Annotated in this window: 21 protein-coding genes; 11 read left to right on the forward strand and 10 right to left on the reverse strand. The window is 60.8% G+C overall.

Features of this window, described 5'->3' with window-relative positions; genetic code table 11:
* Positions 1-80: 80 nt before the first annotated feature.
* Positions 81-1,871, reverse strand: a complete 1,791-nt coding sequence (gene aspS / locus AC0JZ8_RS16805; RefSeq protein ID WP_471892985.1) for an aspartate--tRNA ligase — start codon at positions 1,869-1,871, stop codon at positions 81-83.
* A 260-nt stretch (positions 1,872-2,131) separates the two neighbouring features.
* Between aspS and AC0JZ8_RS16810 the strand changes: the two genes are divergently transcribed.
* The 3 genes from AC0JZ8_RS16810 to AC0JZ8_RS16820 all read left to right on the forward strand — a co-directional run bounded on the left by AC0JZ8_RS16810 (position 2,132) and on the right by AC0JZ8_RS16820 (position 6,243).
* Positions 2,132-3,400 carry an MFS transporter gene (locus AC0JZ8_RS16810; protein ID WP_471892986.1) on the forward strand — a complete coding sequence of 423 codons (1,269 nt, stop codon included), beginning with the start codon at positions 2,132-2,134 and terminating at the stop codon, positions 3,398-3,400.
* A 90-nt stretch (positions 3,401-3,490) separates the two neighbouring features.
* Complete coding sequence (rnd, locus tag AC0JZ8_RS16815) at positions 3,491-4,636, forward strand: ribonuclease D (RefSeq protein WP_471892987.1); 1,146 nt, start codon at positions 3,491-3,493, stop codon at positions 4,634-4,636.
* A 248-nt stretch (positions 4,637-4,884) separates the two neighbouring features.
* Entirely contained in the window at positions 4,885-6,243 is a 1,359-nt protein-coding gene (locus tag AC0JZ8_RS16820; RefSeq protein ID WP_471892988.1) for an esterase-like activity of phytase family protein, read from the forward strand.
* A gap of 144 nt (positions 6,244-6,387) precedes the next feature.
* On the opposite strand, the gene AC0JZ8_RS16825 is transcribed toward AC0JZ8_RS16820, so the two are convergent.
* From AC0JZ8_RS16825 to AC0JZ8_RS16845, 5 genes are all read right to left on the reverse strand, one after another.
* Positions 6,388-7,674, reverse strand: a complete 1,287-nt coding sequence (locus AC0JZ8_RS16825; protein ID WP_471892989.1) for a HEAT repeat domain-containing protein — start codon at positions 7,672-7,674, stop codon at positions 6,388-6,390.
* Positions 7,675-7,792: 118 nt separating this feature from the next.
* Entirely contained in the window at positions 7,793-9,313 is a 1,521-nt protein-coding gene (gene ppx / locus AC0JZ8_RS16830) for an exopolyphosphatase (RefSeq protein WP_471892990.1), read from the reverse strand.
* A gap of 29 nt (positions 9,314-9,342) precedes the next feature.
* On the reverse strand, positions 9,343-11,556 hold the full coding sequence (locus tag AC0JZ8_RS16835; protein ID WP_471892991.1) for an RNA degradosome polyphosphate kinase: 2,214 nt from the start codon (positions 11,554-11,556) through the stop codon (positions 9,343-9,345).
* A 100-nt stretch (positions 11,557-11,656) separates the two neighbouring features.
* Entirely contained in the window at positions 11,657-12,364 is a 708-nt protein-coding gene (gene hdaA, locus AC0JZ8_RS16840) for a DnaA regulatory inactivator HdaA (RefSeq protein WP_471892992.1), read from the reverse strand.
* 7 nt (positions 12,365-12,371) lie between these two features.
* Positions 12,372-13,550 carry an AI-2E family transporter gene (locus AC0JZ8_RS16845; RefSeq protein WP_062453299.1) on the reverse strand — a complete coding sequence of 393 codons (1,179 nt, stop codon included), beginning with the start codon at positions 13,548-13,550 and terminating at the stop codon, positions 12,372-12,374.
* A gap of 247 nt (positions 13,551-13,797) precedes the next feature.
* Here AC0JZ8_RS16845 and purM point away from each other — a divergent pair, with 247 nt between their 5' ends.
* Both purM and purN read left to right on the forward strand, forming a co-directional pair.
* Positions 13,798-14,871: a phosphoribosylformylglycinamidine cyclo-ligase gene (purM, locus tag AC0JZ8_RS16850; protein ID WP_062453300.1), complete on the forward strand. Its 1,074-nt coding sequence runs from the start codon at positions 13,798-13,800 to the stop codon at positions 14,869-14,871.
* Positions 14,868-15,494: a phosphoribosylglycinamide formyltransferase gene (purN, locus tag AC0JZ8_RS16855; protein ID WP_430258512.1), complete on the forward strand. Its 627-nt coding sequence runs from the start codon at positions 14,868-14,870 to the stop codon at positions 15,492-15,494. The genes purM and purN overlap by 4 nt, the downstream gene beginning before the upstream one ends.
* 65 nt (positions 15,495-15,559) lie before the next feature.
* Here purN and AC0JZ8_RS16860 read toward each other — a convergent pair whose 3' ends face one another.
* Positions 15,560-16,387, reverse strand: a complete 828-nt coding sequence (locus AC0JZ8_RS16860) for an alpha/beta fold hydrolase (protein WP_471892993.1) — start codon at positions 16,385-16,387, stop codon at positions 15,560-15,562.
* A 151-nt stretch (positions 16,388-16,538) separates the two neighbouring features.
* Here AC0JZ8_RS16860 and AC0JZ8_RS16865 point away from each other — a divergent pair, with 151 nt between their 5' ends.
* Together AC0JZ8_RS16865 and AC0JZ8_RS16870 are read left to right on the forward strand one after the other, a co-directional pair.
* Entirely contained in the window at positions 16,539-16,814 is a 276-nt protein-coding gene (locus AC0JZ8_RS16865; RefSeq protein ID WP_184654885.1) for a type II toxin-antitoxin system Phd/YefM family antitoxin, read from the forward strand.
* The gene (locus tag AC0JZ8_RS16870) at positions 16,814-17,221 is read left to right on the forward strand and encodes a PIN domain-containing protein (RefSeq protein WP_192076725.1); all 408 of its coding nucleotides are present in this window, start codon (positions 16,814-16,816) and stop codon (positions 17,219-17,221) included. The genes AC0JZ8_RS16865 and AC0JZ8_RS16870 overlap by 1 nt, the downstream gene beginning before the upstream one ends.
* On the opposite strand, the gene AC0JZ8_RS16875 is transcribed toward AC0JZ8_RS16870, so the two are convergent.
* Together AC0JZ8_RS16875 and AC0JZ8_RS16880 are read right to left on the reverse strand one after the other, a co-directional pair.
* Complete coding sequence (locus AC0JZ8_RS16875) at positions 17,218-17,805, reverse strand: NUDIX domain-containing protein (protein WP_184654883.1); 588 nt, start codon at positions 17,803-17,805, stop codon at positions 17,218-17,220. The two genes, AC0JZ8_RS16870 and AC0JZ8_RS16875, sit on opposite strands and share 4 nt — an antisense overlap.
* Complete coding sequence (locus AC0JZ8_RS16880; protein ID WP_471892994.1) at positions 17,802-19,940, reverse strand: molybdopterin-containing oxidoreductase family protein; 2,139 nt, start codon at positions 19,938-19,940, stop codon at positions 17,802-17,804. Before AC0JZ8_RS16880 ends, AC0JZ8_RS16875 begins: the two co-directional genes overlap by 4 nt.
* An 83-nt stretch (positions 19,941-20,023) precedes the next feature.
* Between AC0JZ8_RS16880 and AC0JZ8_RS16885 the strand changes: the two genes are divergently transcribed.
* The 4 genes from AC0JZ8_RS16885 (at position 20,024) to AC0JZ8_RS16900 (ending at position 23,473) form a co-directional block, all read left to right on the forward strand.
* Entirely contained in the window at positions 20,024-20,890 is an 867-nt protein-coding gene (locus AC0JZ8_RS16885) for a 23S rRNA (adenine(2030)-N(6))-methyltransferase RlmJ (RefSeq protein WP_471892995.1), read from the forward strand.
* Positions 20,891-20,940: 50 nt separating this feature from the next.
* The gene (locus AC0JZ8_RS16890; RefSeq protein WP_471892996.1) at positions 20,941-21,627 is read left to right on the forward strand and encodes a ribonuclease T2 family protein; all 687 of its coding nucleotides are present in this window, start codon (positions 20,941-20,943) and stop codon (positions 21,625-21,627) included.
* A gap of 57 nt (positions 21,628-21,684) precedes the next feature.
* A complete protein-coding gene (locus AC0JZ8_RS16895; protein WP_062453309.1) occupies positions 21,685-22,281 on the forward strand; it encodes a glutathione S-transferase family protein in 597 nt (198 codons plus the stop codon).
* 181 nt (positions 22,282-22,462) lie between these two features.
* Positions 22,463-23,473, forward strand: a complete 1,011-nt coding sequence (locus AC0JZ8_RS16900; RefSeq protein WP_471892997.1) for a Bug family tripartite tricarboxylate transporter substrate binding protein — start codon at positions 22,463-22,465, stop codon at positions 23,471-23,473.
* A 101-nt stretch (positions 23,474-23,574) separates the two neighbouring features.
* Here AC0JZ8_RS16900 and AC0JZ8_RS16905 read toward each other — a convergent pair whose 3' ends face one another.
* On the reverse strand, positions 23,575-24,213 hold the full coding sequence (locus AC0JZ8_RS16905; RefSeq protein WP_062453311.1) for an outer membrane protein: 639 nt from the start codon (positions 24,211-24,213) through the stop codon (positions 23,575-23,577).
* Positions 24,214-24,343: the final 130 nt, after the last annotated feature.

The following is a 24,343-nucleotide window of genomic DNA, read 5'->3' on the forward strand; positions in this document are numbered from 1 at the left end:
CCTGCCCTGCTGAAACGGGAAAGCCCGGCCTCCTTCGAGCGCCGGGCTTTCCAATCTCGTCACAGAAATAGAACCGAAGATCAGTCCTTCTTGACCGGCGGGATCGGGCGGATCGCCAGTTCGCGCAGCTGCGAGGGGCTCGCTTCCGATGGCGCGCCCATCAGAAGGTCCTGAGCCTGCTGGTTCATCGGGAACAGCGTGATCTCGCGCAGGTTCTTGGCACCGGTCAGAAGCATGACGACGCGGTCGACGCCGGCTGCCATGCCGCCATGCGGCGGTGCGCCGTACTGGAATGCGCGGTAGAGGCCGCCGAAGCGATCTTCCACGTCCTGCTGCGAAAGGCCGACCATTTCGAACGCCTTGACCATGACTTCCGGCAGCTGGTTACGGATCGAGCCAGAGGCGATTTCGAAGCCGTTGCAAACCATGTCGTACTGGTAGGCCTTGATCGTCAGCGGATCCTGGTTTTCCAGCGCGTCGAGACCGCCCTGCGGCATCGAGAACGGGTTGTGGGCGAAGTCGATCTTCTTGTCTTCCTCGTTGTATTCGAAGAACGGGAAGTCGACGATCCAGCACAGGGCGAACTGCTTCTTGTCGGAAAGGTTCAGCTCGTCGGCAGCGCGGTTACGGGCTTCGCCGGCAAACTTGTAGAACTTGTCCGGATCGCCAGCGACGAAGAAGCAGGCATCGCCCGCTTCGAGGCCAAGCTGGGTGCGAACGGCTTCGGTGCGCTCCTCGCCGATGTTCTTGGCGAGCGGACCGGAGCCCGCGATCTTGCCGTCTTCTTCCTTCCAGAAGATGTAGCCGAGACCCGGCTGGCCCTGGCCCTGCGCCCAGGCGTTCATACGGTCGCAGAACGCTCTCGAACCGCCGGTCTTGGCCGGGATCGCCCAGACTTCGACCTTCGGGTTGGACGCGATCATGTTTGCGAACACCTTGAAGCCGGAGCCGGCGAAATGCTCGGTGACGGCTTCCATCTCGATCGGGTTGCGCAGGTCCGGCTTGTCGGAGCCGTATTTGCGCAGCGCGACGTCGTAAGGAATCCGCGGAAACTCCTTGGTAACCGGCTTGCCTTCGGCAAACTCTTCGAAGATGCCGCGCATGACCGGCTCCATCGTCTCCCAGACTTCTTCCTGGGTAACGAAGCTCATTTCCAGGTCGAGCTGGTAGAATTCGCCTGGCAGGCGGTCGGCACGCGGGTCTTCGTCGCGGAAACACGGTGCGATCTGGAAGTAGCGGTCAAAGCCCGCCACCATCATCAGCTGCTTGTACTGCTGCGGCGCCTGCGGCAGCGCGAAGAACTTGCCGGGATGGATACGGCTTGGAACCAGGAAGTCGCGCGCGCCTTCGGGCGACGATGCGGTCAGGATCGGTGTCGAATATTCGGTAAAGCCACAGGTAGCCATTTCGCGGCGCATGGCAGCAATGATCTGCGTGCGCTTGACGATGTTCTTGTGCAGCGTTTCGCGGCGAAGATCGAGAAAGCGGTACTTGAGGCGCACGTCTTCCGGATATTCAGGCTCGCCGAACACCGGCAGCGGCAGTTCCTTGGCAGCGGAGAGAACTTCGATCTCCTGGGCGTAGAGTTCGATCTCGCCAGTCGCCATGGTCTTGTTGACGGTCTCGTCGGAACGCGCCTTGACGGTGCCGTCGATGCGGATGACCCATTCGCCACGCACGACTTCGGCCGACTTGAAGGCCGGGCTGTCCGGGTCGGCAACGACCTGGGTCATGCCATAATGGTCGCGAAGGTCGATGAACAGAACGCCGCCATGGTCACGGACGCGATGAACCCAGCCGGAGATACGGACATTGGAGCCGACGTCCGACTTGCGGAGGGCTGCACAGGTGTGGCTGCGGTAACGATGCATTGTCTTTTATCCTGGACTGATGCTGAAAGCGGCTTCATCGGCGCGCGAAGCACAGCCGTACGAACCCATGAAAATCGGCCGGAAAAGCGCATGGTGGGCCTGCTTTGTCAAGACTTGTCACAGTCTCCCGCGGCGCTCGAGCCCTTTCCCCTGCTTTTACGGCTAGAGTTGCATAGGAGGATGTCATAACCAGAATGGGTCGATACGGCCAGCGCGCTGGCTGAGTCTCTGCGCCTGCCGACCATGCCCGAAAGCATCCGATGAACCAGATCCGCCCGCTGATACCGCTTCTGATCACCGCAGGGATCCTGATCGGCGGCAACGGGCTCCAGGGCACCTATATCGCGCTGCGCGGTTCGGCCGAGGGTTTTTCGCCGTCAGTCATCGGCTTGATCGGTGCCGGCTACAGTGTCGGCTTTGCGATCGGCTGCATCTATGTGGCGCGGCTGCTGCGCTCGATCGGCCATATCCGCACCTTTGCGGCCATGGCGGCGATCGCTGCGTCCGCCTCGATCGCCCTATCGATGGTCATCGATCCCGTCTTCTGGTTCGCCATGCGCTTCCTGATCGGCATCACCATCGCCAGCCTGTTTGCCACCGTCGAGAGCTGGATCAACTCGCAAGTGACCAACGAGAACCGCGCGCGGACGCTGTCGATCTACCGTTTCGTCGATCTCGGCTCGGTCACGATCGCGCAATACCTGATCCCGACCTTCGGCATCGACGGACCTGTCATCTTCAACATCATCGCCATCGCGCTCACCCTGTCGCTTGTGCCGATATCCATCGCCGACAAGTCGGGGCCGACGCCACCGGCCTCGATTTCCTTTGATCTGAGAACCGTATGGCGCATTTCGCCGCTCGCTGTGGTGGGCGTCGTGGCGGTCGGCCTGTCGATGGCGGCCTTTCGCAATATCGGGCCGATCTACGCCAAGGAGATCGGCATGAGTATCACGTCGATCGCGACCTTCATGAGTGCCGGCATCATCGGCGGCGTGGTACTGCAATATCCGCTCGGCGTCTATTCGGACAAGCTCGACCGGCGGCGCGTCATCCTGTGGACGACGATCGGGTCTGTCATCACCGGCGCCTATCTGTCGTTCGGCGCGGGCAGCAACGAGACGGCCAATATCATCAGCGTCTTTTTGTTCGGCGCCTTTTCGATGCCGCTCTATTCGCTCTGCTCGGCCCATGGCAACGACCACGCGAAACCAGGCGAGCACGCGGTGATCGCGGCAGGCTTGCTGTTCTTCTGGTCGGTCGGCGCCACGTTCGGGCCGCTGCTTGCGGCAGCGCTTCTGGAATTCTACGGCCCGCGCGCATTCTTCCTCTACACGTCGTTCATCTTCGCCGGGTTCGCGATCTACACGCTGCGCCGGATGCAGGTGCGGGCACCCGTGCCGCCGCAGCAGCGCAACTCGCGCTTCCGGTCGCTTCTGCGCACGTCGGCCTATTTCAACCGGCTTGCCGACCCGGCGGACCGGGGTGGCGACAAGGACAGGGACGCTGACGGCAACAACAGGAAATAGCCGCCCGCTGCCGGGAAAGGCTGGCCGTTTGTCTTGACATCTGCGGCGGGAAGGGAAAGGAAGGTTGACCACCTGCACGTGAATGAGACGATGATCGAAACAACAATTGCCCTTCAGGAAGCCTGCGAAAAGCTGGCTCAGTCAGACTTCATCACCATCGATACGGAGTTCTTGAGAGAGACGACCTTCTGGCCGGAACTCTGCCTGATCCAGATGGCGAGCCCGACAGTCGAAGTGCTCGTCGATCCGCTGGCAAAAGGGCTCGACCTCAAGCCCTTCTTCGAGCTGATGGCGAATACGGCGGTCACCAAGGTGTTTCACGCCGCGCGCCAGGATATCGAGATCATCCACCATCTCGGCAATCTTGTCCCGCATCCGATCTTCGACACGCAGGTTGCGGCCATGGTCTGCGGCTTCGGCGACAGCGTCTCCTACGACCAGCTGGTCAACCGCATCAAGGGCGTGCAGATCGACAAGTCGTCGCGCTTTACCGACTGGAGCCGCCGGCCGCTGTCTGAAAAGCAGCTCGACTATGCGCTGGCCGACGTTACCCATCTGCGCGACGTCTATCTGTTCCTGAAGGAACAGCTGGAACGCGAAGGACGTGCCCTCTGGCTGACGGAGGAAATGGCGGTTCTCGAGAGCGCGTCGACCTATGACCTGCATCCCGACGATGCCTGGCTTCGTCTGAAGTCGCGTCTGCGGAAGCCGAGCGAGTTGGCAATCCTGAAATTCGTCGCCGCATGGCGCGAACGTGAGGCGCGCAGCCGCAACGTACCGCGCTCACGCGTGCTGAAGGACGACGCGATCTATGAGATCGCCCAGCAGCAGCCGAAAGATACCGAAGCGCTCGGACGTCTGCGCACTGTGCCGAAAGGCTGGGAGCGCTCGTCCTCAGGCGCTGCAATCGTCGAGGCTGTCAATACGGCGCTGGCGCTGCCGAAGACCGAGATGCCCCATGCGCCAAAGCATGTGCACCTGCCGGAAGGCACAGGCGCTGCCGTCGAACTCTTGAAGGTTCTGCTGAAGCTCATCTCCGACAAGCAGGGCGTTGCCGCCAAGGTGCTCGCCAATACCGACGATCTGGAAAAGATCGCCGCCGAAGGCGAGTTGGCCGAAGTAGCCGCCCTTTCCGGCTGGCGTCGCGAACTGTTCGGAGAAATTGCGTTGAAGCTGATCGAAGGCGGCGTCGCGCTCCGCTTCGTCAACAAGAAGGTCGAGGCGGTCGAGCTGTAAGGCTCGCCCTCACCGTCTTGCAGCATCTAAGGGATCGGCCACCGGAGATCGGAGGGCGATCCCTTTTTCGTTTAAATCCCAGACATTTCCGGCGTTTCTGCCCTGCTCAGCGATGCTGCTGATGGGTGCTTTAGCGTGTCAAGAAACAGACGTAAAACCTTCATCCAAGCGTCAAGCGATCATCACCTCACCGTCATGCGTGCCGCCTATCGACGTCGCGTGTTCTTCTCAATCGAACAGGTGATTTGATGACCAAGACCTTTTTAGCCTCCGTCTTCGTAAGTGCCCTCCTCGCCGGCACGGCATTGGCCGACGACCGCGAATTTCCGGCGAAGCTCACAGGCCAGGCGATCCTGCCGGCCAACACGGTAACCGCATCCCCATCCGACGTTCCTGAATTTCTCAAGACCTCGGGCAAGTTCACGACGCCTGACCGCAAGCGTACGGAAAAGCTTGGCTCGGTCGACGGCAAGGACGGTGTCCGCGTCACCGACGTCAAGCTGCCGTTCAACGGTCAGCCGATCCAGGGCTTTTCCGGGATCAAGGCCATGGCAGACGGCACGTTCTGGACGCTGTCCGACAACGGCTTCGGCTCCAAGGCCAATTCCTCCGATGCGATGCTGTTCCTGCATCAGGTGAAGTTCGACTGGGCGACCAACAAGGTCGATGTCGTCAAGAACATCTTCCTGTCGGACCCCAACAAGATTGCCCCCTTCCCGATCGCCATGGAAGGCAGCGACAAGCGCTACCTGACCGGCGCCGATTTCGACATCGAATCGATCCAGCCCGTCGCAGACGGTTTTTGGCTCGGCGAGGAATTCGGGCCTTACCTCATCAAGGTCGACATGCTCGGCCAGCTGACTGACGTCGTTGCCACCACCGTTGACGGCAAGAAGGTGACCTCGCCTGACAACCCGACCCTTTCGATGCCTGCCAACCCCGCCGCCAAGATGCCGGTCTTCAACCTGAAGCGTTCGGGTGGCTATGAAGGCATGGCAATGTCGAAGGATGGGCAAAAGCTTTACGGCCTGCTGGAAGGCCCGATCTTCCTCGACGACGGCAAGGTCGAACAGGTCGATGGGCGCTCCGCGCTGCGCGTCATCGAATTCGACATCGCTTCGAAAAGCTGGACCGGCCGTTCCTGGCTCTATCCGCTGTCTGAAAAGGGTGTCGCGATCGGCGATTTCAACATGCTGGACGCCACCACCGCCCTCGTCATTGAACGCGACAACGGCGCCGGCTCTAAGGACAAGGCCTGCGCCGATCCGAAGCAGCCGAAGCCGGATTGCTTCGATGCACCGGCCGAACTGAAGCGCGTCTACAAGATCGAGATGACCGACGCCAATGTCGGCGCGGCCGTCCGCAAGATCGGCTATATCGACCTTCTGAACATCAAGGACCCCGACAACAAGAAGAAGGCTGGCTCGAAGGACGGCATCTACGACATGCCGTTCGTGACGATCGAGAATGTCGACCAGATCGACGCGACACACCTGATCATCGGCAATGACAACAACCTGCCCTTCTCGGCCGGTCGCGCCGTCAACAAGGCTGACGACAACGAGTTCAGCCTGATCGAAGCCGCCGAGTTCCTCAACGCGAAGTAAAGCAGTGAGGCGGTAATCGGCAGGCCTCTAGAGCCCGGACATCACCACGACGAAACCGAAAAGGGTATCTGCATCGGCAGGTACCCTTTTCGACTCCATGACACTTCGAACCTGGACGTATTAAAGCTCAGGTATCGCCCGGATCTACCATTTCAGGACGTCGTTAAGCGATGATGGCGCTTTCAAGCTTCTGTTCAAGTTCGTCGAAGGATCATTGAGCTGACGGACGATGTCGCTCTTTTGCGACGAGGAAAGATTGCTCCCCGACTGCCGCAGGATCAGGATCTGGTTATTGGCCACACCCTGATCTGTCGTATCCTTGGCAGCGTTTACGCTCAGCTCCACGGCCCGCGGATCCTGCAGGCGGTACAGAAAATCTGCTGCCTGGTAGCGAATGGTCTTGTCCGGATCTGCGGCCGCCTGGATCAGCAACGGAAAATCCTCAGCGGCCAACTTTTGCGACAGAGACGACGCCAGATTGGGGTCGGAGCGGATCATTTCTGCCAGGGCATAGACCACGCCGAGCTTGACGCGGTAATCGTCCGGCGATGCGTGCAGCGCAGACAGCATCATGGGCACTGCGACAACTCCGGCAGAGACCAGAAAGTCGCGGGAATTGCGCCTCAGGAACGTATCGTCGTTCCGCAGGCCGGCAAGCGCCTTCTGAATTTGGTCGACCGATGCTTCCGGCCGAACCGCCGCCTGAGCGAACGCGCTCAGATCCCACCATGCACCCGTCGTGCTGCCGCTAACCTCCGCTGTCGGCCCAGGTGAAAGCGTATCCAGTTCGGACAGGAGAACCAGCGAGCCGTTCTTGACCTGCCGCGCATTGTAGTCGAAGCGCCACTGGACCGGCCGGCCTTCGGCGAAAATTGCCCGGATTTTCTGGGCATCGCCGATAAGCTCGAAATACTCTTTGCCAGCTTCCTTTTCGATTGTATCGACCTGCATCCGCATCTGCGTGCTTTGCAGCGATGTACCGAGGCCAAGAAACTTGATCCGTCGGACCATGGCATCCTTGTAGATGTAGAGCGGCTCGTCATCGATTATGCGGATATCGGCGACATGCGAGAAGTCGCCGCTGATCTCGCCTTTAAACAGCGCCGGCGTGCCAGGCGGCGTAAATTGCTGGAGCATCAGAAACAGAACGACTGCCATGGCGCCGGCCCCGGTCACCGACCAGCCGGCCCAGTTCCCTGCAACCTTTGCACCGAACGCCGCAAGCACCAGCCCGAAACCGACGCAGATGGTCAGCGAGGAGGCGGTCTGGCTGCGTCCCAAGAGAAGGATTGCAGTACCCAGCAGCACGAGAAAGAGCCCGACGGCCACGCCGGCAACAAAGTATTTTTCCGGAAAATTGTTCTCGGGCGCCAGCGCGTTATTGGCCCCACGGTCCGCATGATTGTTCGCGCCTTGATCTGCCACTGCCATGTTCGAGCCCCCCTCGAAGCCAACACCAACATAAGGCATGCCTGTTCAACCGAAGATAAGCCGAAGCCCGCTCGGTTGCAACCGTCTAGATCTGATGCATCTGTTCTCGCAACAGCTGCTATTCGAACACGAAGGCGAGCTTCTTGCCGGTCAGCTTGGCAAGCTGCTGCAGCCGACCTTCCAGCCGCTCGCCAGCGAAGTTGCGGTAAGCGTGCGGCACGACGAATTCCATGTCGAGATCGGGCGAACTCGACTGGCGGAAAGTCAGGTTATTGACGATGCCGGGCATCGAAGCCGAGAACAGATAGACGACCCGCAAAAGCCCGCCGAGCAGTTTGGCGAGCTCAAGAAGCCGCGGTGTCGCGATCGTCGAGAGCGGACCGGTGGCACCGTCGTCGCTCAAACCCTCGAACCGGTAGTAGTTGGCGAGCGCCAGATAGGCGCGGCCCGCATGGGTGATGCCGACGAAGGACGAGTGGGCGATGACGTTCAGCGCCTGGGCGCCCCGGTAATCGGGATGCGCGCGCCAGCTGATATCGGCAAGCAGGCAGGCGGCCCTGCGATACCGGCTTTCTTCCTCGGTCTCGTTGATGCCGAAGAATGGCACCATGCGGCCGGTCCAATCGGCAAGCTCGCGGGCATGTTCGGGCGACCGTGCACGCAGGATGGCAAGCTGATCGGCAGCCACGACGAGCGGATCGGACTGCTTCTCCTCATCCGGCATCAGGTGATAGAGATAGCCTTCGCGAACGCCCTGCGCCGAAAAGCTGACAACCGACGGCTTCATGACGGAGAGCACTTCCTGCATGGCGACGGCGCCGAAGGGCAGAAGCGAACGACGGCTCTTCGAGACGGCCTGCCAGGCAGGATCCTTGGAGTCCTTGGCTTCGATCACGTCTTCGAGAAACTTCTGGATTTCCTCGAATGTCAGCTCGTAGCCCTGCATCATGTGCAGCGGATATTTGGTGATTTCCATGTGCAGCTTGGCGATGTTGCGCCATGTACCGCCGACAGCATAGAAGGTGCGGCCCTCGCCCTTTTCCAGAAAGCGGGCGGTATTGACCTGCTTGCGGGCAAATGTCCGCGCCTTGGAAAGGGAGCCACCTGACGATTCCGACAGGCGCAGGCCGCCGAGAGGCAGGGTGATCCCCTTGCCGAACTCTTGTCCCTTGATGTCGATCAGTTCCAGCGAACCGCCACCAAGATCACCGGCGACGCCGTCAACCTCGTGAAAGCCGCTGATGACGCCAAGCGCCGAATATTTGGCTTCTTCCTCGCCCGACAGGAGCTGAATCTCCTGGCCGAGAATTTCTTCCGCCTTGGCGATGAAATCCGGGCCATTGGAGGCTTCGCGGGCCGCGGCTGTCGCGAGGACATAGATTTCCGTCGCCTGGGCCTGGTCGGACAGCGCCTTGAACCGCTTCAGGGCGGCGAGCGCGCGCAACACGCCCTCGTCGTCCATCCGGCCGTTCGAGCCGAGACCCTTGCCAAGACCGCACAGAACCTTCTCGTTGAAGAGAACGGTCGGTGCCCTGGTCAGGCCTTCGTAAATCACCACGCGAACCGAGTTCGAGCCAATGTCGATGACGGAAACAGGGGCGATGCCAGGCAGGCGCCCTTGAGCTTCAGATCGTACCATGCTGCCTATTTCTTGACTGTTCTTGCCGGCTACTTTTTGCGTCCGGACATGACGCCGGCAATCAGTTTCGGAGCGCTGGATTTCAGGGCTTCACCACGCCCCGAGAGGCTAGGATTGGTCATGAAATAATGCTGCGCGTTGAACGGTTCTTCACCCTTGCGCACTTCCATGCGCCTTGACGTACCGTCCGCCAATATCTCGTAGCTCTGTTGATTGTCAATGAGATTGCCCAGCATGATCTGTGAAAGAACCTGCTCGTGCACGGTCGGATTGAGCAGCGGCACCAGCGTTTCGACGCGGCGATCGAGGTTTCGGGGCATCATGTCGGCGGACCCGATGTAGAGCAGAGCCTTGTCCGAAGGCAGGCCGTAACCGTTGCCGAAGCAGAAGATGCGGCTGTGTTCGAGGAAGCGCCCGACGATCGATTTGACGCGGATATTGTCGGAAAGACCCGGCACCTGCGGGCGCAGGCAGCAGATGCCGCGGATGACCAGATCGATTTCGACGCCGGCGCGGCTGGCGCGATAAAGCGCGTCGATAATCTCCGGATCGACCAGTGAATTCATCTTCATCCAGATCGCGGCCGGAGCTCCCGCCTTCGCGTGCGCGATCTCTTCCTCGATGTGTTTGAGAATGCGCGGTCGCAGCGTGTAGGGCGACATGGCGATCTTGGTGCTTTCCTTCGGCTCGCCGTAACCGGTGATAAAGTTGAAGATATTCGCCATGTCGTGGGCGATCTTCGGGTTGCAGGTGAAGAAGGAAAGGTCCGTGTAGATCTTTGCGGTGATGGGATGGTAGTTGCCGGTACCAAGGTGGCAGTAGGTTCTCAGCTTGCCGTCCTCACGGCGCACCACCATCGACATTTTCGAATGTGTCTTGAGCTCGATAAAGCCGAACACGACCTGCACGCCAGCGCGCTCCAGGTCTCGCGCCCAGCGGATGTTGGCCTCTTCGTCGAAGCGTGCCTTCAACTCGACCAGCGCCGTCACCGACTTGCCGGCCTCGGCCGCATCGATCAGGGCTCGGACGATGGGGCTGTCGTTGGAGGTTCTGTAGAGGGTCTGCTTGATGGCGAGGACGTCGGGGTCACGGGCTGCCTGAAGAAGAAACTGCACCACAACGTCGAAACTCTCGTACGGGTGGTGGACCACCATGTCCTTTTCGCGGATGGCGGCGAGGCAGTCTCCGGCGTGTTCGCGGACGCGTTCGGGAAATCGGGCGTTGTAGCTTTCGAACCGCAGATCGTCGCGCGGCGCCTTGGTGATTTCCGACAGCGTGTTAAGTGCCAGAAGACCCGGCAAGACCGCGACGCGGTTGTCCGGAACCCCGAGTTCCTGCACCACGAACTGGCGCAGTTCCGCCGGCATTTCCGAATCGGTCTCGATGCGGATGACCTTGCCGCGACGGCGGCGCTTGAGCGCCGTCTCGAAGAAGCGGACCAAATCCTCGGCTTCTTCCTCGACTTCGAGATCGCTGTCGCGGATGATGCGGAACGTACCGCCGCCCTTGACCTCGTAACCGGGGAAAAGCCGGTCGGTAAACATGGCGACCGCATCTTCGAGCGTGATGTAGCGGATCGTGTTTGCGTCGTCGGGCAGACGGATGAAGCGGTCAAGCGTCGTCGGCAGGCGCAGAAGACCCGTCATCGGCTCCTTGCCGTTCAGGCTGTGCAATTGCAGCCCCATCGAGAAGCCAAGATTGGGGATGAACGGGAACGGATGCGCCGGATCGATCGAAAGCGGTGTCAGGATCGGGAACAGCTCGTCGTCGAACGTCCCGGACAGCCAGTCACGGTCTTCGTCCGAAAGCGCTGCCGGACGGACGATCAAAATCTCTTCCTGCGCCAGATACTGCTGTAGCACGGCGAGCGAAGCCTGCTGCTCCATCTGCAGATTGTCGATTTCCTGCAGGATCGCATCCAGCTGTTCTGCCGGCGTCTTGCCATCGGGGCTCTTGATGACGATGCCCTGACGGACCTGCCCCTCGAGACCGGCAACGCGCACCATGAAGAATTCGTCGAGGTTTGCAGCCGAGATCGACAGGAAGCGGATGCGCTCCAGAAGCGGATGCGACGCGTTCAGCGTTTCCTCGAGAACGCGGCGGTTGAACTGCAGCCAGGAAAACTCGCGGTTGATGAACCGCTCGGGGCTGGAAAGCAGCGCCTCACCCATCTCCACCGCTTCGTCCCTGCTGGCTGCCTCGCCCTTTTTGGGCTGCTCAATCTCGGTCGTCATCGATTCCATCTTCATCCATCCCAGAGCCAGCCCCATAACCGGTATGCGTGGGGCCGTACGATACGTTTGACGACGCGACCGTCATAGTCAATTGCCGGCGCAGACGTTGCTAATCATTCGGTCCGGCACTGCCGAAATCCTTGAGGACTTCGGTTGCCAGAGGACGGGTGATCCGGGTCCCGCGCGCCAATGCCAACCGGTCCAGCCGGTCGACGATGATCTGCGCAGCGCCCAAAGATCGCTCCATCCTGGTGACGATGTAACTGAGAAGTTTGTCATCAATATAAAGCTGACGATCGGCAAACAGTTTTACCATGACCTGCGCCAGCAATTCCTCATCGGGCTCGCCGATTTCCACCACGGTCGCAGCCTTCAGCCGTGATTTGAGGTCCGGCAGCGTCACGGACCAGGACATGGGCCACAGCCGCGATGTCATCAACAAAGTGCGGCCATGCTGGCGCACGGCATTGATGACGTGGAAAAGCGTGGTCTCGTCGAAGTCGCGCCGATCGGCGTCCTCAAACAGCACCGGCCCATCCGCTGCGACAGTTGCTGCATTCGAACCCGAGATCGGATGGATCTCGGCAGCCCCTGCCCGCTCCCGCCAGATATGGGCGAGATGCGACTTGCCGGAACCGACGGGACCCGCAAGGATCACGACCGGCGATGGCCAGGCCGGCCACTCGTCGACGATAGAGACGGCGGCGGCCAGCCGTTCGGAGACCAGGAGATCATCCCGGCTCTGCGCGGAATCATGGGTGAATTGCAGCGGAAGCTGTTCGCTTCTGCGCTGGTCGCGTTCGCTCGATCCGGTCATTCGCTTTTCAGATGTCTTTCTGGTCGCTCTTGGGAGCATCGAGACGCTGCATGCCGGTATTTTCATTGACCACGGCCTGTGGCGCCCCTTCCCACGGCAGATCTACCGATCGGCCGTAATAGAGATCGCTGTCAAGATACCGTGAGATCGCGAAGCGGACAAGCACGCCGACGACTGCCGCTGCGGGCACGGCCAGAAGAAGACCGACAAAGCCGAACATGGCACCGAAGGCAAACAGCGCAAACATCAGCCAGACCGGATGCAGACCGACGCTTTCGCCGACCAGCTTCGGCTGCAGGATATTGCCTTCCAGGAACTGGCCGGAGAAGAACACGGCAGCGACTGCCATGATCCACAGATAGTCCGGCCAGAACTGTACGAGCGCCACACCGATCGCCATGATCAGCCCGATCATCGAACCGATATAGGGAATAAACGAGATCATGCCGGCGACGAAACCGATCAGCAGGCCGAAATTCAGGCCCACCAGCGACAGACCGACGGCATAGTAGATGCCGAGGATGAGGCAGAGCGATCCCTGCCCGCGAATAAAGCCGGCGACGGATCCATCCATGTCGCGGGCGATATCGCGCACGGTCTGGACCTGATCGCGCGGGATCCAGCTATCGACTTTCGACACCATGCGGTCCCAGTCCAGCAGCAGATAGAAGGCGACGACCGGGGTAACGATCAGGAGCGACACGACGTCGACGATCGCCTTGCCGGAGTTCCAGATCTGCGCAAACAGGGTACCGATGAAGCCGGCGCCCTGGCTCAGCACTTCGGAGAAATTCTGTTTGACGGTCTCGATCTGGCTGGAGACCCAGCTCGGCAGGAACGAGTTCTCCGGGTTGGAAATGATCTGCTGCAACTGGGTGATGTAACCGGGCAAAGCGGCGGCGAACTGGGTGAACTGGGTGACGATGATCGGGATGACCAGCATCAGCGACAGCGCGAACACCGTGACGAACGAGACCAGGATCAGCACGGAAGCCATCATCCGGCTCAGTCCGCGGCGCTGCAGCCAGTCTGCGACAGGATCGAGGAAATAGGCGAGCGCCATGCCTGCGACGAAGGGAAGAAGGATGGAGCTGAAAAACCACAGAAACAGCGCGAAGATGAAAAGAACGGCTGCCCAGAAGAAGACATGGCGGCGAAGGCTCGCTCCGCTGATATGATAGGGCATCTTTACGTCCTTTTTGCACTGCATTCCCGGTATCACGCATATGAGCCCGGACCGGGTAAGGTCAAGATCGGCATCGACTTCGCCGCGTCGCCGGAGGCCGGGCCTGTGAAAAGCCTTGAAAGCCCACGCTTCTGCTTGCATCCTCCGCCTTGTCATGCAATGGCGGGCCGGAGATTTTTGCGCAGCCGCACCACGCCGAAAGGTCTCGATCTTCGGTTCGCGCGGCATGTCCCAACGGAGAATTACGATGAGCGAGACGGGCAAGAACGGTCTCACCTATAGCGATGCCGGCGTCGATATCGACGCGGGCAACCTGATGGTCGAGAAGATCAAGCCGGCGGTACGCTCAACCCGCCGTCCCGGCGCAGACGGCGAAATCGGTGGCTTCGGCGGCCTGTTCGACCTGAAAGCTGCAGGATTTACCGATCCGATCCTGGTGGCTGCCAATGACGGCGTCGGCACCAAGCTGAAGATCGCGATCGATGCCAATTTCCACGACACGGTCGGCATCGATCTCGTCGCCATGTGCGTCAACGACCTCGTCGTGCAGGGCGCAGAGCCGCTGCTGTTTCTTGACTACTTTGCCACCGGCAAGCTTGATCCGGACCAGGGCGCTGCCATCGTCAAGGGGATCGCTGCGGGCTGCGTCGATGCAGGCTGCGCGCTGATCGGCGGCGAGACGGCGGAAATGCCGGGCATGTATTCCGATGGCGACTACGACCTTGCCGGCTTTGCAGTGGGCGCTGCCGAACGTGGCCAGCTTCTACCGGTGGGCGATCTCGCAGCTGGCGACGTCATTCTCGGCCTCACCTCCTCGGGCGTGCATTCCAACGGTTTTTCGCTGGTGCGCAAGATCGTGTCGATCTCGGGCCTTGGCTGGGATGCGCCTGCGCCGTTCTTCGACGGCAAGTCGCTCGGCGAAGCGCTTTTGACGCCAACCCGCATCTATGTAAAGCCGCTGTTGAAGGCGATCCGCGAAACCGGGGCCCTGAAGGCACTTGCCCACATTACCGGCGGCGGCTTTCCGGAAAACATTCCGCGCGTGCTGCCGAAGAACCTGGCGGCCGAAGTCGATCTCGACTCGATCCCTGTTCCGCCCGTGTTCTCGTGGCTGGCAAAGACCGGCGGTGTCGAGCCGAAGGAAATGCTGCGCACGTTCAACTGCGGCATCGGGATGATCGTCGTCGTTTCGGCTGAGAATGCGCAGACGGTGACGGATGTGCTCACCCGCGAAGGCGAAATCGTCGTCCCGCTCGGCCGCATGATCGACCGTGCGGAAGGCGAAGCAGGTGTCGTCTACAAGGGCACGCTCGGTCTATGAGCGGAGCACTCGCCAGCGTGCAGAAGAAGCGCGTCGTCGTGTTCATTTCCGGCGGCGGCTCCAACATGCTGTCGCTGGCGGACGCTTGCGAAAGCCCCGACTTCCCAGCCGAGATCGTTGCCGTCATCTCCGACAAACCGCAAGCCGGCGGGCTTGCAAAGGCGAACGCGCGCGGCATCCAGACACTCGCCTTCGAGCGCAAGTCCTATGCCGGCAAGGCCGAACACGAGGCGGCAATCCTTGAGGCACTCGAGGAAATAGCGCCTGACATCATATGTCTTGCGGGTTACATGCGGCTGATTTCCGGGGACTTCATTTCCCGCTACGAGGGCCGGATACTCAATATACATCCCTCCATCCTGCCGCTTTTTCCGGGACTGCATACCCATCAGCGGGCGCTCGATGCCGGCATGAAAGTTGCCGGTTGCACGGTGCATTTCGTGACCGAGGGCATGGATGAAGGCCCGATCGTGGCCCAGGCCTGCGTTCCCATTGAGAACGGCGATACGCCTGATACGCTCGCTGCGCGGGTACTGACCGTCGAGCACCAGATCTATCCGGAAGCACTCGCGCTTCTGGCGACCGGCGGCGTCAGCTTACGCGCCGGCCGGGCAGAGTTTTAATCACAGCGTTCGTGTACATCTTGGCCGCACGCCGGACATAACCATCGGGTGTGCGGCCATTTGTGTTAGCTGCGCAGGAACGCCATCAGGTCATCCGTCAGCTGCTGCTTGTTCGATGCAAACAGTCCGTGGGGCGCGCCCTCGTATTCGATCAGCGTCGCGCCGGGGATCGCGGCGGCGGCAGCACGGCCGGACGTCTCGATCGGTACCGTCTGGTCGCCTGTTCCGTGGATGATCAGCGTCGGCACCTTGAAGCTCGGCAGGTCCGGACGGAAATCCGTCGAGGAGAAGGCCTTGGCGCAAGCAAGCGTTGGCCGAAGACCCGCCATCATCGTCTGCTGGAACGACCAGTCGAGCACGGCTTCGCTCACCGAACCGGTGAACACGCCGACGCCGTAGAAGCTTTTCAAAAAGCCGTGGAAGAAATGCGCCCGGTCTTCCTTCATGCCGGCCGTCATCTCGTCGAACACCGACTGCGGCACACCATCAGGGTTGTCGGGCGTCTGCGCCATATAGGGAACGACCGACGCAATCAGCGCGGCCTTGGAAACGCCCTTGCCGCCGTGGCGCGACATATAGCGGGCAACCTCGCCACCGCCCATGGAAAAGCCGAACAGTGCTGCATCCTGCGCGCCGGTCGCCTCGATGACATCGGCAAGATCGTCGGCCAGCGTATCGTACTCATAACCGTCCCACGGCTGCTCGGAGCGGCCGAACCCGCGTCGGTCATAGGAAATGGCGCGGAACCCGGCGTCTGCTGCCACCACCGCGAAGTCGTCCCAGGTGTCGGATGTCAGCGGCCAACCGTGCATCGTGATAACGGGACGGCCGGTCTTCGGACCCCAGTCCTTGACATAAAGCTGCGTTCCGTCGCGGGTGGTGATCATGGTCATCTTTGCATCCCTTCTTCTGGCAATGGAACCAGTCTAACGGGAGGTCTCTGGCAATTGTTCCCCGACATGGAAGCGATGCATCCCTCCCAACGACCAGCCATTTGACGACCGGCTTGGCGCGGACTACCTTGGATTGAACCGGAGGTGTGAGATGACGATCACGGTCAAGCTGGGTGATGCGAAAACCGAACTTTCCGAGCTCCTGCCCCTCGTCGAAGCCGGCCAGGAGGTGGTGATTGCGCGTGGCGAAACACCGGTCGCGCGGCTCAGCCCGATCGCGGCCACGCCCGGTATGAATGCTGAGTTCACCGAAGAACAACTCGCGCGCCGGCGGGCAGTGATCGAAGACATCATCGCTTTCCGCGACAGGATGCCGTCGGCAACTGCCGAGGAAATCGATGAGTGGAAAAAGGAAGGTCGCCGATAGTGACGGCATTCGTTGCAGACGCATCCGTGGTTTGCAGCTGGATCCTTCCAGACGAACGTCATCCAATCGCAGATGCAGCCTTTGCTCGCCTGCAGACTTCCGAGGCAATCGCGCCACAACTGCTCTGGTACGAAGTGCGGAACGTGCTGATGGTCGCATACAGGCGTAAGCGCATCTCGTTCGACCTTGTCCTCGAAGGCTTGGCGAAGCTGCGCAAGCTCAACATATCGACGGTCGCTGTCGAGGATGACGGCGTTATTCTCGACCTTGCGACACGTTACCAGCTATCCGCCTACGACGCCGCCTATCTTGCGCTGTCGCTCGAGGAAAACCTCGAACTCGCAACGCTCGACAAGCAGTTGATCGCGGCAGCCCCGTCGGCCGGGTGCAGCCTCGTGCGGGCCTAAAGCGCCGCCCGGTTAAGCACGGCCCACTGCAGCAGCATGATTGTCTTGGCATCGATGATCTCGCCGTCGGCGATCATCGTGACGGCCTTGTCGAGCGGAAACTCCAGCACTTCTAGATCCTCGTGCTCGTCGGCGAGCCCGCCACCCTCGTTGATCCGGTCGGAAAGATCGATCGAGGCGTGGAAGAAGTGGATGACCTCGGTCACGGAGCCCGGCGACGTCAGTGCCTTGAAGACGAAACGCACGTCGCGGATCCGGTAGCCGGTTTCCTCCATCGCCTCGCGGCGGATCGCGTCTTCGGCGTCTTCGCCATCAAGAAGGCCGGCCGGGACCTCGATCATGAAGGACGGCTCGCCGATGAGATGCGCGGGCAGCCGGAACTGTTTGACGAGGACGACGATATCGCGTTCGCGGTCGTGCAGCAGGATGCAGGCGGCCGGCGTGCGATGGAAAACCTCGCGCTTGATGCGCTGCGTCTCGCCGTTGCGATCGGTATAATCGAGTTGATAATCCGAAAGCCGTGTCCAGCCCTGCGACAGCGTCGTATCGCTGACGATCTTCACCCGGTCATTCACGTCGCTCATGCGATTTCCCTGCGTAGCCAGACCTTGTTGTCGTGCACGGCAGCACCTCCGAAAGGCGCCACCGGATCGGCGCCGGTGAGGACGTTGATCCCTTCGCCGTCGAGATGCGCGTCGTTGGGCCACAATCCCTCGGCGATAAGCACGCCGGGTTTTGCACCAGTCACGAGTTTCGCATGCAGACGGATCTCGCCTCGACGGTTGCCGAGCGTGACTATATCGCCGTCAACGATGCCGAGACGTGCGGCGTCCATCGGATCGATCATCACGTCCGGCCGCCCTTCCTTCTCCACCGAGCTTTTGGTCTCGGCAAAGGATGAATTGAGGAAGCTGCGCGATGGCGAGGTCGCGAGCCGGAACGGATGCTCGGCGTCGGCCGTCTCGATCACGTCGACCTGGTCCGGAAAACGTGGCAACTGCCCATGCGGCCCGAGCGGACCGACGCTGTCGGGCGTCCGATCCGGCGATGGGCCATTGATCCAGTCGGGGCTGAAGCGGAATTTGCCGTCCGGATAGCCGAAGCCGTTGATGTAATGCGCAGTGTCGAAATCCGGTTGCGCATCGATCCACTTGTCGGCCTTCAGCGCGTCATAGGATCCCCAACCGATGGCACTCAGGATGCGGTCGATATGGGTGCGCTCATCCATGCCGAAGCCGGCAAACCCGTCGACGCCGAGACGCTTTGCCAGTTCCTCGATGACGAAAAGGTTGGTGCGCACCGTTGCCGGTGGTTCGACCAGTTTCGGGCCGAGCAGGATATGCTGATGCCCGCCGCCGCGATAAAGGTCGTCATGCTCAAGGAACATGGTCGCGGGCAGAACGATATCGGCGACCTTGGCCGTATCGGTCATGAACTGCTCGTGGACGACGGTGAAAAGATCGTCGCGCAGAAAACCTTCGCGCACGAGGCGCTGTTCCGGCGCAATGTTCATCGGGTTGGTGTTCTGGATCAGCAGCGCCGTCACCGGTCCGCGATGGCGCAGCGCTTCAGCGTCGCCGGTCAGGACGCGGCCGATCTGGGACTGGTCGAGCATGCGGATGTCCGGATCCTTGTAGGCCGTGCCCATCAGTTCGGCCTTGTTGAACCGATATATCTCGCCGTTGTTGTGGAAGGCACCACCGCCTTCGTGTCGCCAGGAGCCGAGCACAGTCGCGATCGACAGCGCCGCGTGCATCGCCGCCGTGCCGTTGCGCTGACGGGAAAAGCCGTAGCCCAACCGGAAGAAACTCTTCGGCGTGGTGCCGACGAGCCTGGCGAACCCCTCGATTTCCTCGACGGTGAGGCCTGTGATCGCCGACGCCCATTCCGGCGTGCGGCTTTTCAGATGCGCTTCGAGGCCTGCCGGATCATCGGCATATTTCGCCATATAGGCACGGTCGGCATAGCCATCACGGAAGGCGACATGCATCACGGCGCAGGCGAGTGCCGCATCGGTGCCGGGGCGCAGCACCAGCTTGACGTCGGCCTGTTTCATTGTCGGATTGTCGTAGATGTCGATGACGACGATCTTGGCGCCGCGCTGTTTGCGGGCCTTTATCGCATGGGTCATCACATTGACCTGGGTGGAGACCGCGTTGGTGCCCCAGATCACGACGCAATCGGATTTCGCGATCTCGCGCGGGTCGGGTCCGCGCAAGGCGCCTGTGCCCATCACATAGCCGGTCCAGGCCATGTTGGTGCAGATCGTCCCCATGAAGCCGGAATATTTCTTGGCATGGCGCAGGCGCTCAATCGAATCGCGCTGCACCTGACCCATCGTTCCCGCGTAGAAATAGGGCCAGACCGCTTCGGATCCGTGCTTCGCTTCGGCCTTGACGAAAGCGTCGGCGATCTCGTCAAGCGCCGCGTCCCAGGAGATCTCCTGCCAGAGCCCTTCGCCCTTGGCACCCATGCGGCGCTGTGGCACCATCAAGCGGCCGGGATGATAGATGCGCTCTGTATAGCGCGCGACCTTGGCGCAGATGACGCCAGCCGTGTAGGTATTGTCGGACGAGCCGCGGACACGACCGATCCTGCCATCCGCAGTCAGCTCGACATCCAGCGCACAGGCGCTCGGACAGTCATGCGGACAGACGGTATGGCCGACGGAAGTGTGACCGACGACGGGGCTTTCGGGAATGGGGGTCGCAACGTTCATGGCTTTTCTATATGGCATGGCGACGGCTGCAAAAAGGGCCATTTGCAGCGCATCAATTTTATTCAAGCGAGACACAAGCTGAGATGAACTATCGGCACATCTACCACGCAGGCAATTTCGCCGACGTCCTCAAGCACGCCGTCCTGTCGCGGCTCGTTCTCTATGCACAGAACAAGGACAAGGCGTTCCGCTTCCTCGATACGCATGCGGGCATCGGGCTTTACGACTTATCCTCCGAAGAAGCGCAGAAGACCGGCGAATGGCTCGACGGCATCGGCAAGCTGGTCGATGTGGAGTTTTCTCCCGAAGTGGCCGAAATCCTTGCGCCCTATCTGGGCGCCGTGAAGGAACTGAACCCGAAGGGTGGCGTCAAGTTCTATCCCGGCTCGCCGAAACTCGCGCGCATGCTGTTTCGCCCGCAGGACCGTCTCTCGGCAATGGAGCTGCATCCGGAAGACTTTGCCCGCCTGTCGCGCCTGTTCGAAGGCGACTACCAGGCACGTGTGACCGAACTCGACGGCTGGCTGGCGCTCGGGGCGCATCTGCCGCCGAAGGAAAAGCGCGGCATCGTGCTGATCGATCCGCCTTTCGAGGAAGAAGGCGAATACGACCGGATGGTCAGGGGTCTTGCCAACGCCTATCGCAAGTTTTCAGGCGGCACCTATTGCCTCTGGTACCCGATGAAGAAGGGCGCGCCGATCAAGGACTTCCACGAGCAGCTGAACGCGCTGGATATCCCCAAAATGCTCTGCGTCGAGCTGACCGTGAAAAGCGACCGCGATCTTGTCGGCCTGAACGGCTCGGGCCTCGTCATCGTCAACCCGCCTTTCACGCTCAAGGATGAGCTGCATACGATCCTGCCCGCGATTAAGACGGCGCTGGCACAGGATCGTTACGCCTCGCAGCGATGCTTCTGGATAAGAGGTGAACACACCGACGCCGAGGCTTGACCCGTCGGCGCATCCCTTTCATGGTGCGGCGCGACTGGAGGCCGCCCACCATGAAACGCTTGTTCGCCGCCCTTGCAGGCCTCGTCATCCTTCTCGCCTTCACTACTGCGTCGACGGCGCAGGAGCGGCAGCGCAACCGGAGCCAGCAAGGCTCCGAGGACCGTGCGGGCGCTTTCGATTTCTACGTCCTCTCCCTGTCCTGGTCGCCGACCTTCTGCGCGTCCGATGACGGAGGCCGCAACCGGCAGCAATGCGGCACCGACAAACGTTTCCGCTTCGTCGTACACGGGCTCTGGCCGCAATACGAAACCGGCTTCCCGGATTTCTGCCGCTCGTCGGAACCCGATCGCGTGCCGCGCCAGCTTGGTGAAAAGCTGTTCGACATCATGCCGTCGATGGGTCTGATCGGTCACCAGTGGCGCAAGCATGGAAGCTGCACCGGCCTCGACCAGCCAACCTATTTCGACACTGTCCGCAAGGCTTTTGAGCACGTCAAACTTCCGGCGGACCTTGCTGGCGGGCAAAGCCCGCTCAAGCTTTCCTCTGATGCCATCGAGCAGGCCTTCATGTCCGCCAACCCGGGTCTTTCCCGCCGCGGTATCGCTGCGAGCTGCGAAGGTGAAAAGCTCGATGAAATTCGTATCTGCCTTAGCAAGGATCTGCAGTTTCGCGATTGTGCGGAGGTCGACCGCCGCGGCTGCCGGATTGGCCAGGTTACGCTTCCTCCGGCCCGCTGACATCCGCTTGCTCAAGATGACACCAGCGGCCCTCGATATCAGAACAAGGACATACCGATGAAGATCCTCCACTCCCCGGCCTCGCCCTACTCCGTCAAGGTTCGCATGGCCGCCCGCCATCTCGGTCTCGACGTGACCGAAGAAAAGACCGACACGAATGCGGCGCCTCCCGAACTCATCGACAACAATCCGCTCGGGAAGATCCCGGTTCTCATTCGCAAGAACGAGCCGCCGGTCTATGACAGCGTCGCGATCATGCACTTCCTCGATCGTCACTCCGGCGGCAAGCTTTACCCGAAGAAGGACGTGAAGCGGACCGAGGCGGAAGTGCTCGAAGCGCTCTGCGACGGCATTACCGATAGCCTTCTCGCGATCGTCTACGAGCGTCGCTCGCGCGAAGAGGAAAAGGTCCACCAGCCCTGGATCGACAAGCAGTGGGACAAGGTGGTGCGCGGGCTGGACTATCTGGAAAAGAACCTGCCGAAGACCGGCAAGAAGCTGCATGGTGGCCACTTCGCGCTTGCCGCTATGATCGGTTATCTCGACCTGCGCTTTAACGGCCAGTGGGCCGAAGGTCGTCCAGAACTCGCCTCCTGGCCTGACACGTTCTCCAAGCGCTTTCCCGCCTATATGGAAATGAAGCCCTACGCCTGAACCGAATGAGATCCGCGGCCGCCCTAGAACTCTTGGGTTGCCGCGGATCCTGGCACAACCTGACGGTCGTTCGAGCCCTTCTCCCATTTGCACAAGCAATTGAAACGCTTGCCCTCCGGTTTTCCTCCGCTACTATGACGAGAACGGCGGGAGGCCGTTTGAAGCAATTCGGAGGAATTTCATGAAGCGATCAGCGTTGACGCGGCGAACCGCCCTGCGCCTTTCCGTAGCCCTTGCAGGCTCGGCCCTGTCCGTGATGTCACTAGCACTTTCAGCCACCGGGGCTGCGGCCCAGTCGTTTCCCGACCAGACGATCACCCTTGTCGTGCCGTTTGCAGCCGGCGGATCGACGGATGTTGTCGGTCGAGTCGTGGCGCAGAAGATGGGCGATATCCTCGGCCAGCAGATCGTGGTTGAAAACGTCGCCGGTGCCGGCGGCAATCTCGGGGCTGACCGCGTCGCGCGTGCGGAGCCGGACGGTTACACAATCCTGATGGGCACGATTGCGACCCACGCGCTCAACCCGCTGATCCTGAAGCAGAAGCCCTACGACCCCGAGAAGGATTTTGCGCCTGTCTCGCTACTGGTCATCGTGCCGAACGTTCTGGTCATCAATCCGAAACTGCCGGTCAACACGGTGGCGGAACTGGTGGAGCTCCTCAAGAAGGAGCCGGAGAAATATTCTTACGCGTCGTCTGGCAACGGCACGCCGCTGCATCTCTCGGGCGAATTGTTCAAGGCGATGACCGGCGTCAAGATGGAGCATGTCCCATACAAGGGCGCGGGTCCTGCCCTCAACGACCTGATCGGCAACCAGATCTCGATCATGTTCGACAACCTGCCCTCCTCGTCTCCGCATATCAAGGCGGGAACTCTGAAGGCACTGGGCGTCACCACTGCCGAGCGGGCAGCTTCGTTCCCGGACGTGCCGACGATTGCCGAGACGGTACCGGGTTACGAGACCTACACCTGGAACGCCCTGTTCGCACCGGCCGGCACGCCGCCTGAAGTGGTCGCAAAACTGAACGACGCCGCCAACAAGGCGCTACAGGACCCGGCAGTTGTCGCCAGGATGAAGGATTTCAGCGCCAAGATCGTCGGGTCTACCCCGGAGGAACTCGGTAAACACGTGACAGCCGAACTCGCAAAATGGACCCCGGTCGTCAAGAACGCCAATATCCAGATGGACTGATCGTTATACCGACCGAAAACCACGCATGAAAAAAGCCCGTTGGTGACAACGGGCTTTTAGATGAGAAGCCGGGAAACGCTCCCGGCTTTTTATTGTTCTTATTAGAACTTTACGCCGATACCGACCTTAACGCTGTGGTCGTCGAAGCCCTTGGAGACGTTGCCGCTGTCGAGGCTGTAGTCCTTGGCTGCGAAGTCCGTGTAGCGATATTCGATACGGGTCGTGATGTTGCTGGTGACGAATGCTTCAGCACCGACGCCGACCGTGTAACCAACGGATGTCTTGTCGTCAGACGACGTTGCATCCTTGAGTTCGTTGTTCTGCAGCGCGACACCAGCCGTACCGTAGATCAGGAAGGGGTTGAGGTCGTAACCGACGCGGCCGCGGACCGAACCGTCCCAGCCAGCTTCGCCACGATAACCGCCGGACGTTCTGCCGTCCTGGCCGTTGTAGCCGACGTCAGCTTCGATACCGTACACAACCTGGCCGCTCTGCCAGTTGTAACCGGTGTAAGCACCGCCGCCTGCACCCTTGGCATTGTAGTCGCCACCGCCGAAACGGCCCCAGTCGTAGGAACCGGTGGCGCCGAGGTAGAAGCCCTGCCACGTAGCGGCCGGTGCGACTTCTTCAACAGCCATAGGAGCTGCAGGGATCTGGTCGACGGCGTCAGCAGCGCTGGCCGAGGAAATTGCAATAAAGCTGGCAGCCGAGGCCATCAGAGTCGCGACGAGAATACGCATACCTTTTTCTCCGTTTGGCGCATCGGCTCAAAAACCACTTCGGGTTTCGGAAGGTCCGACACGAGTATTCCTAATTGCTACAACGTCCCTGCGCACCCTTTCGGGTATCGGCGCTGTAGGCTGCCGGGCA

The sequence above is a fragment of the Velazquezella soli genome (assembly GCF_977018685.1).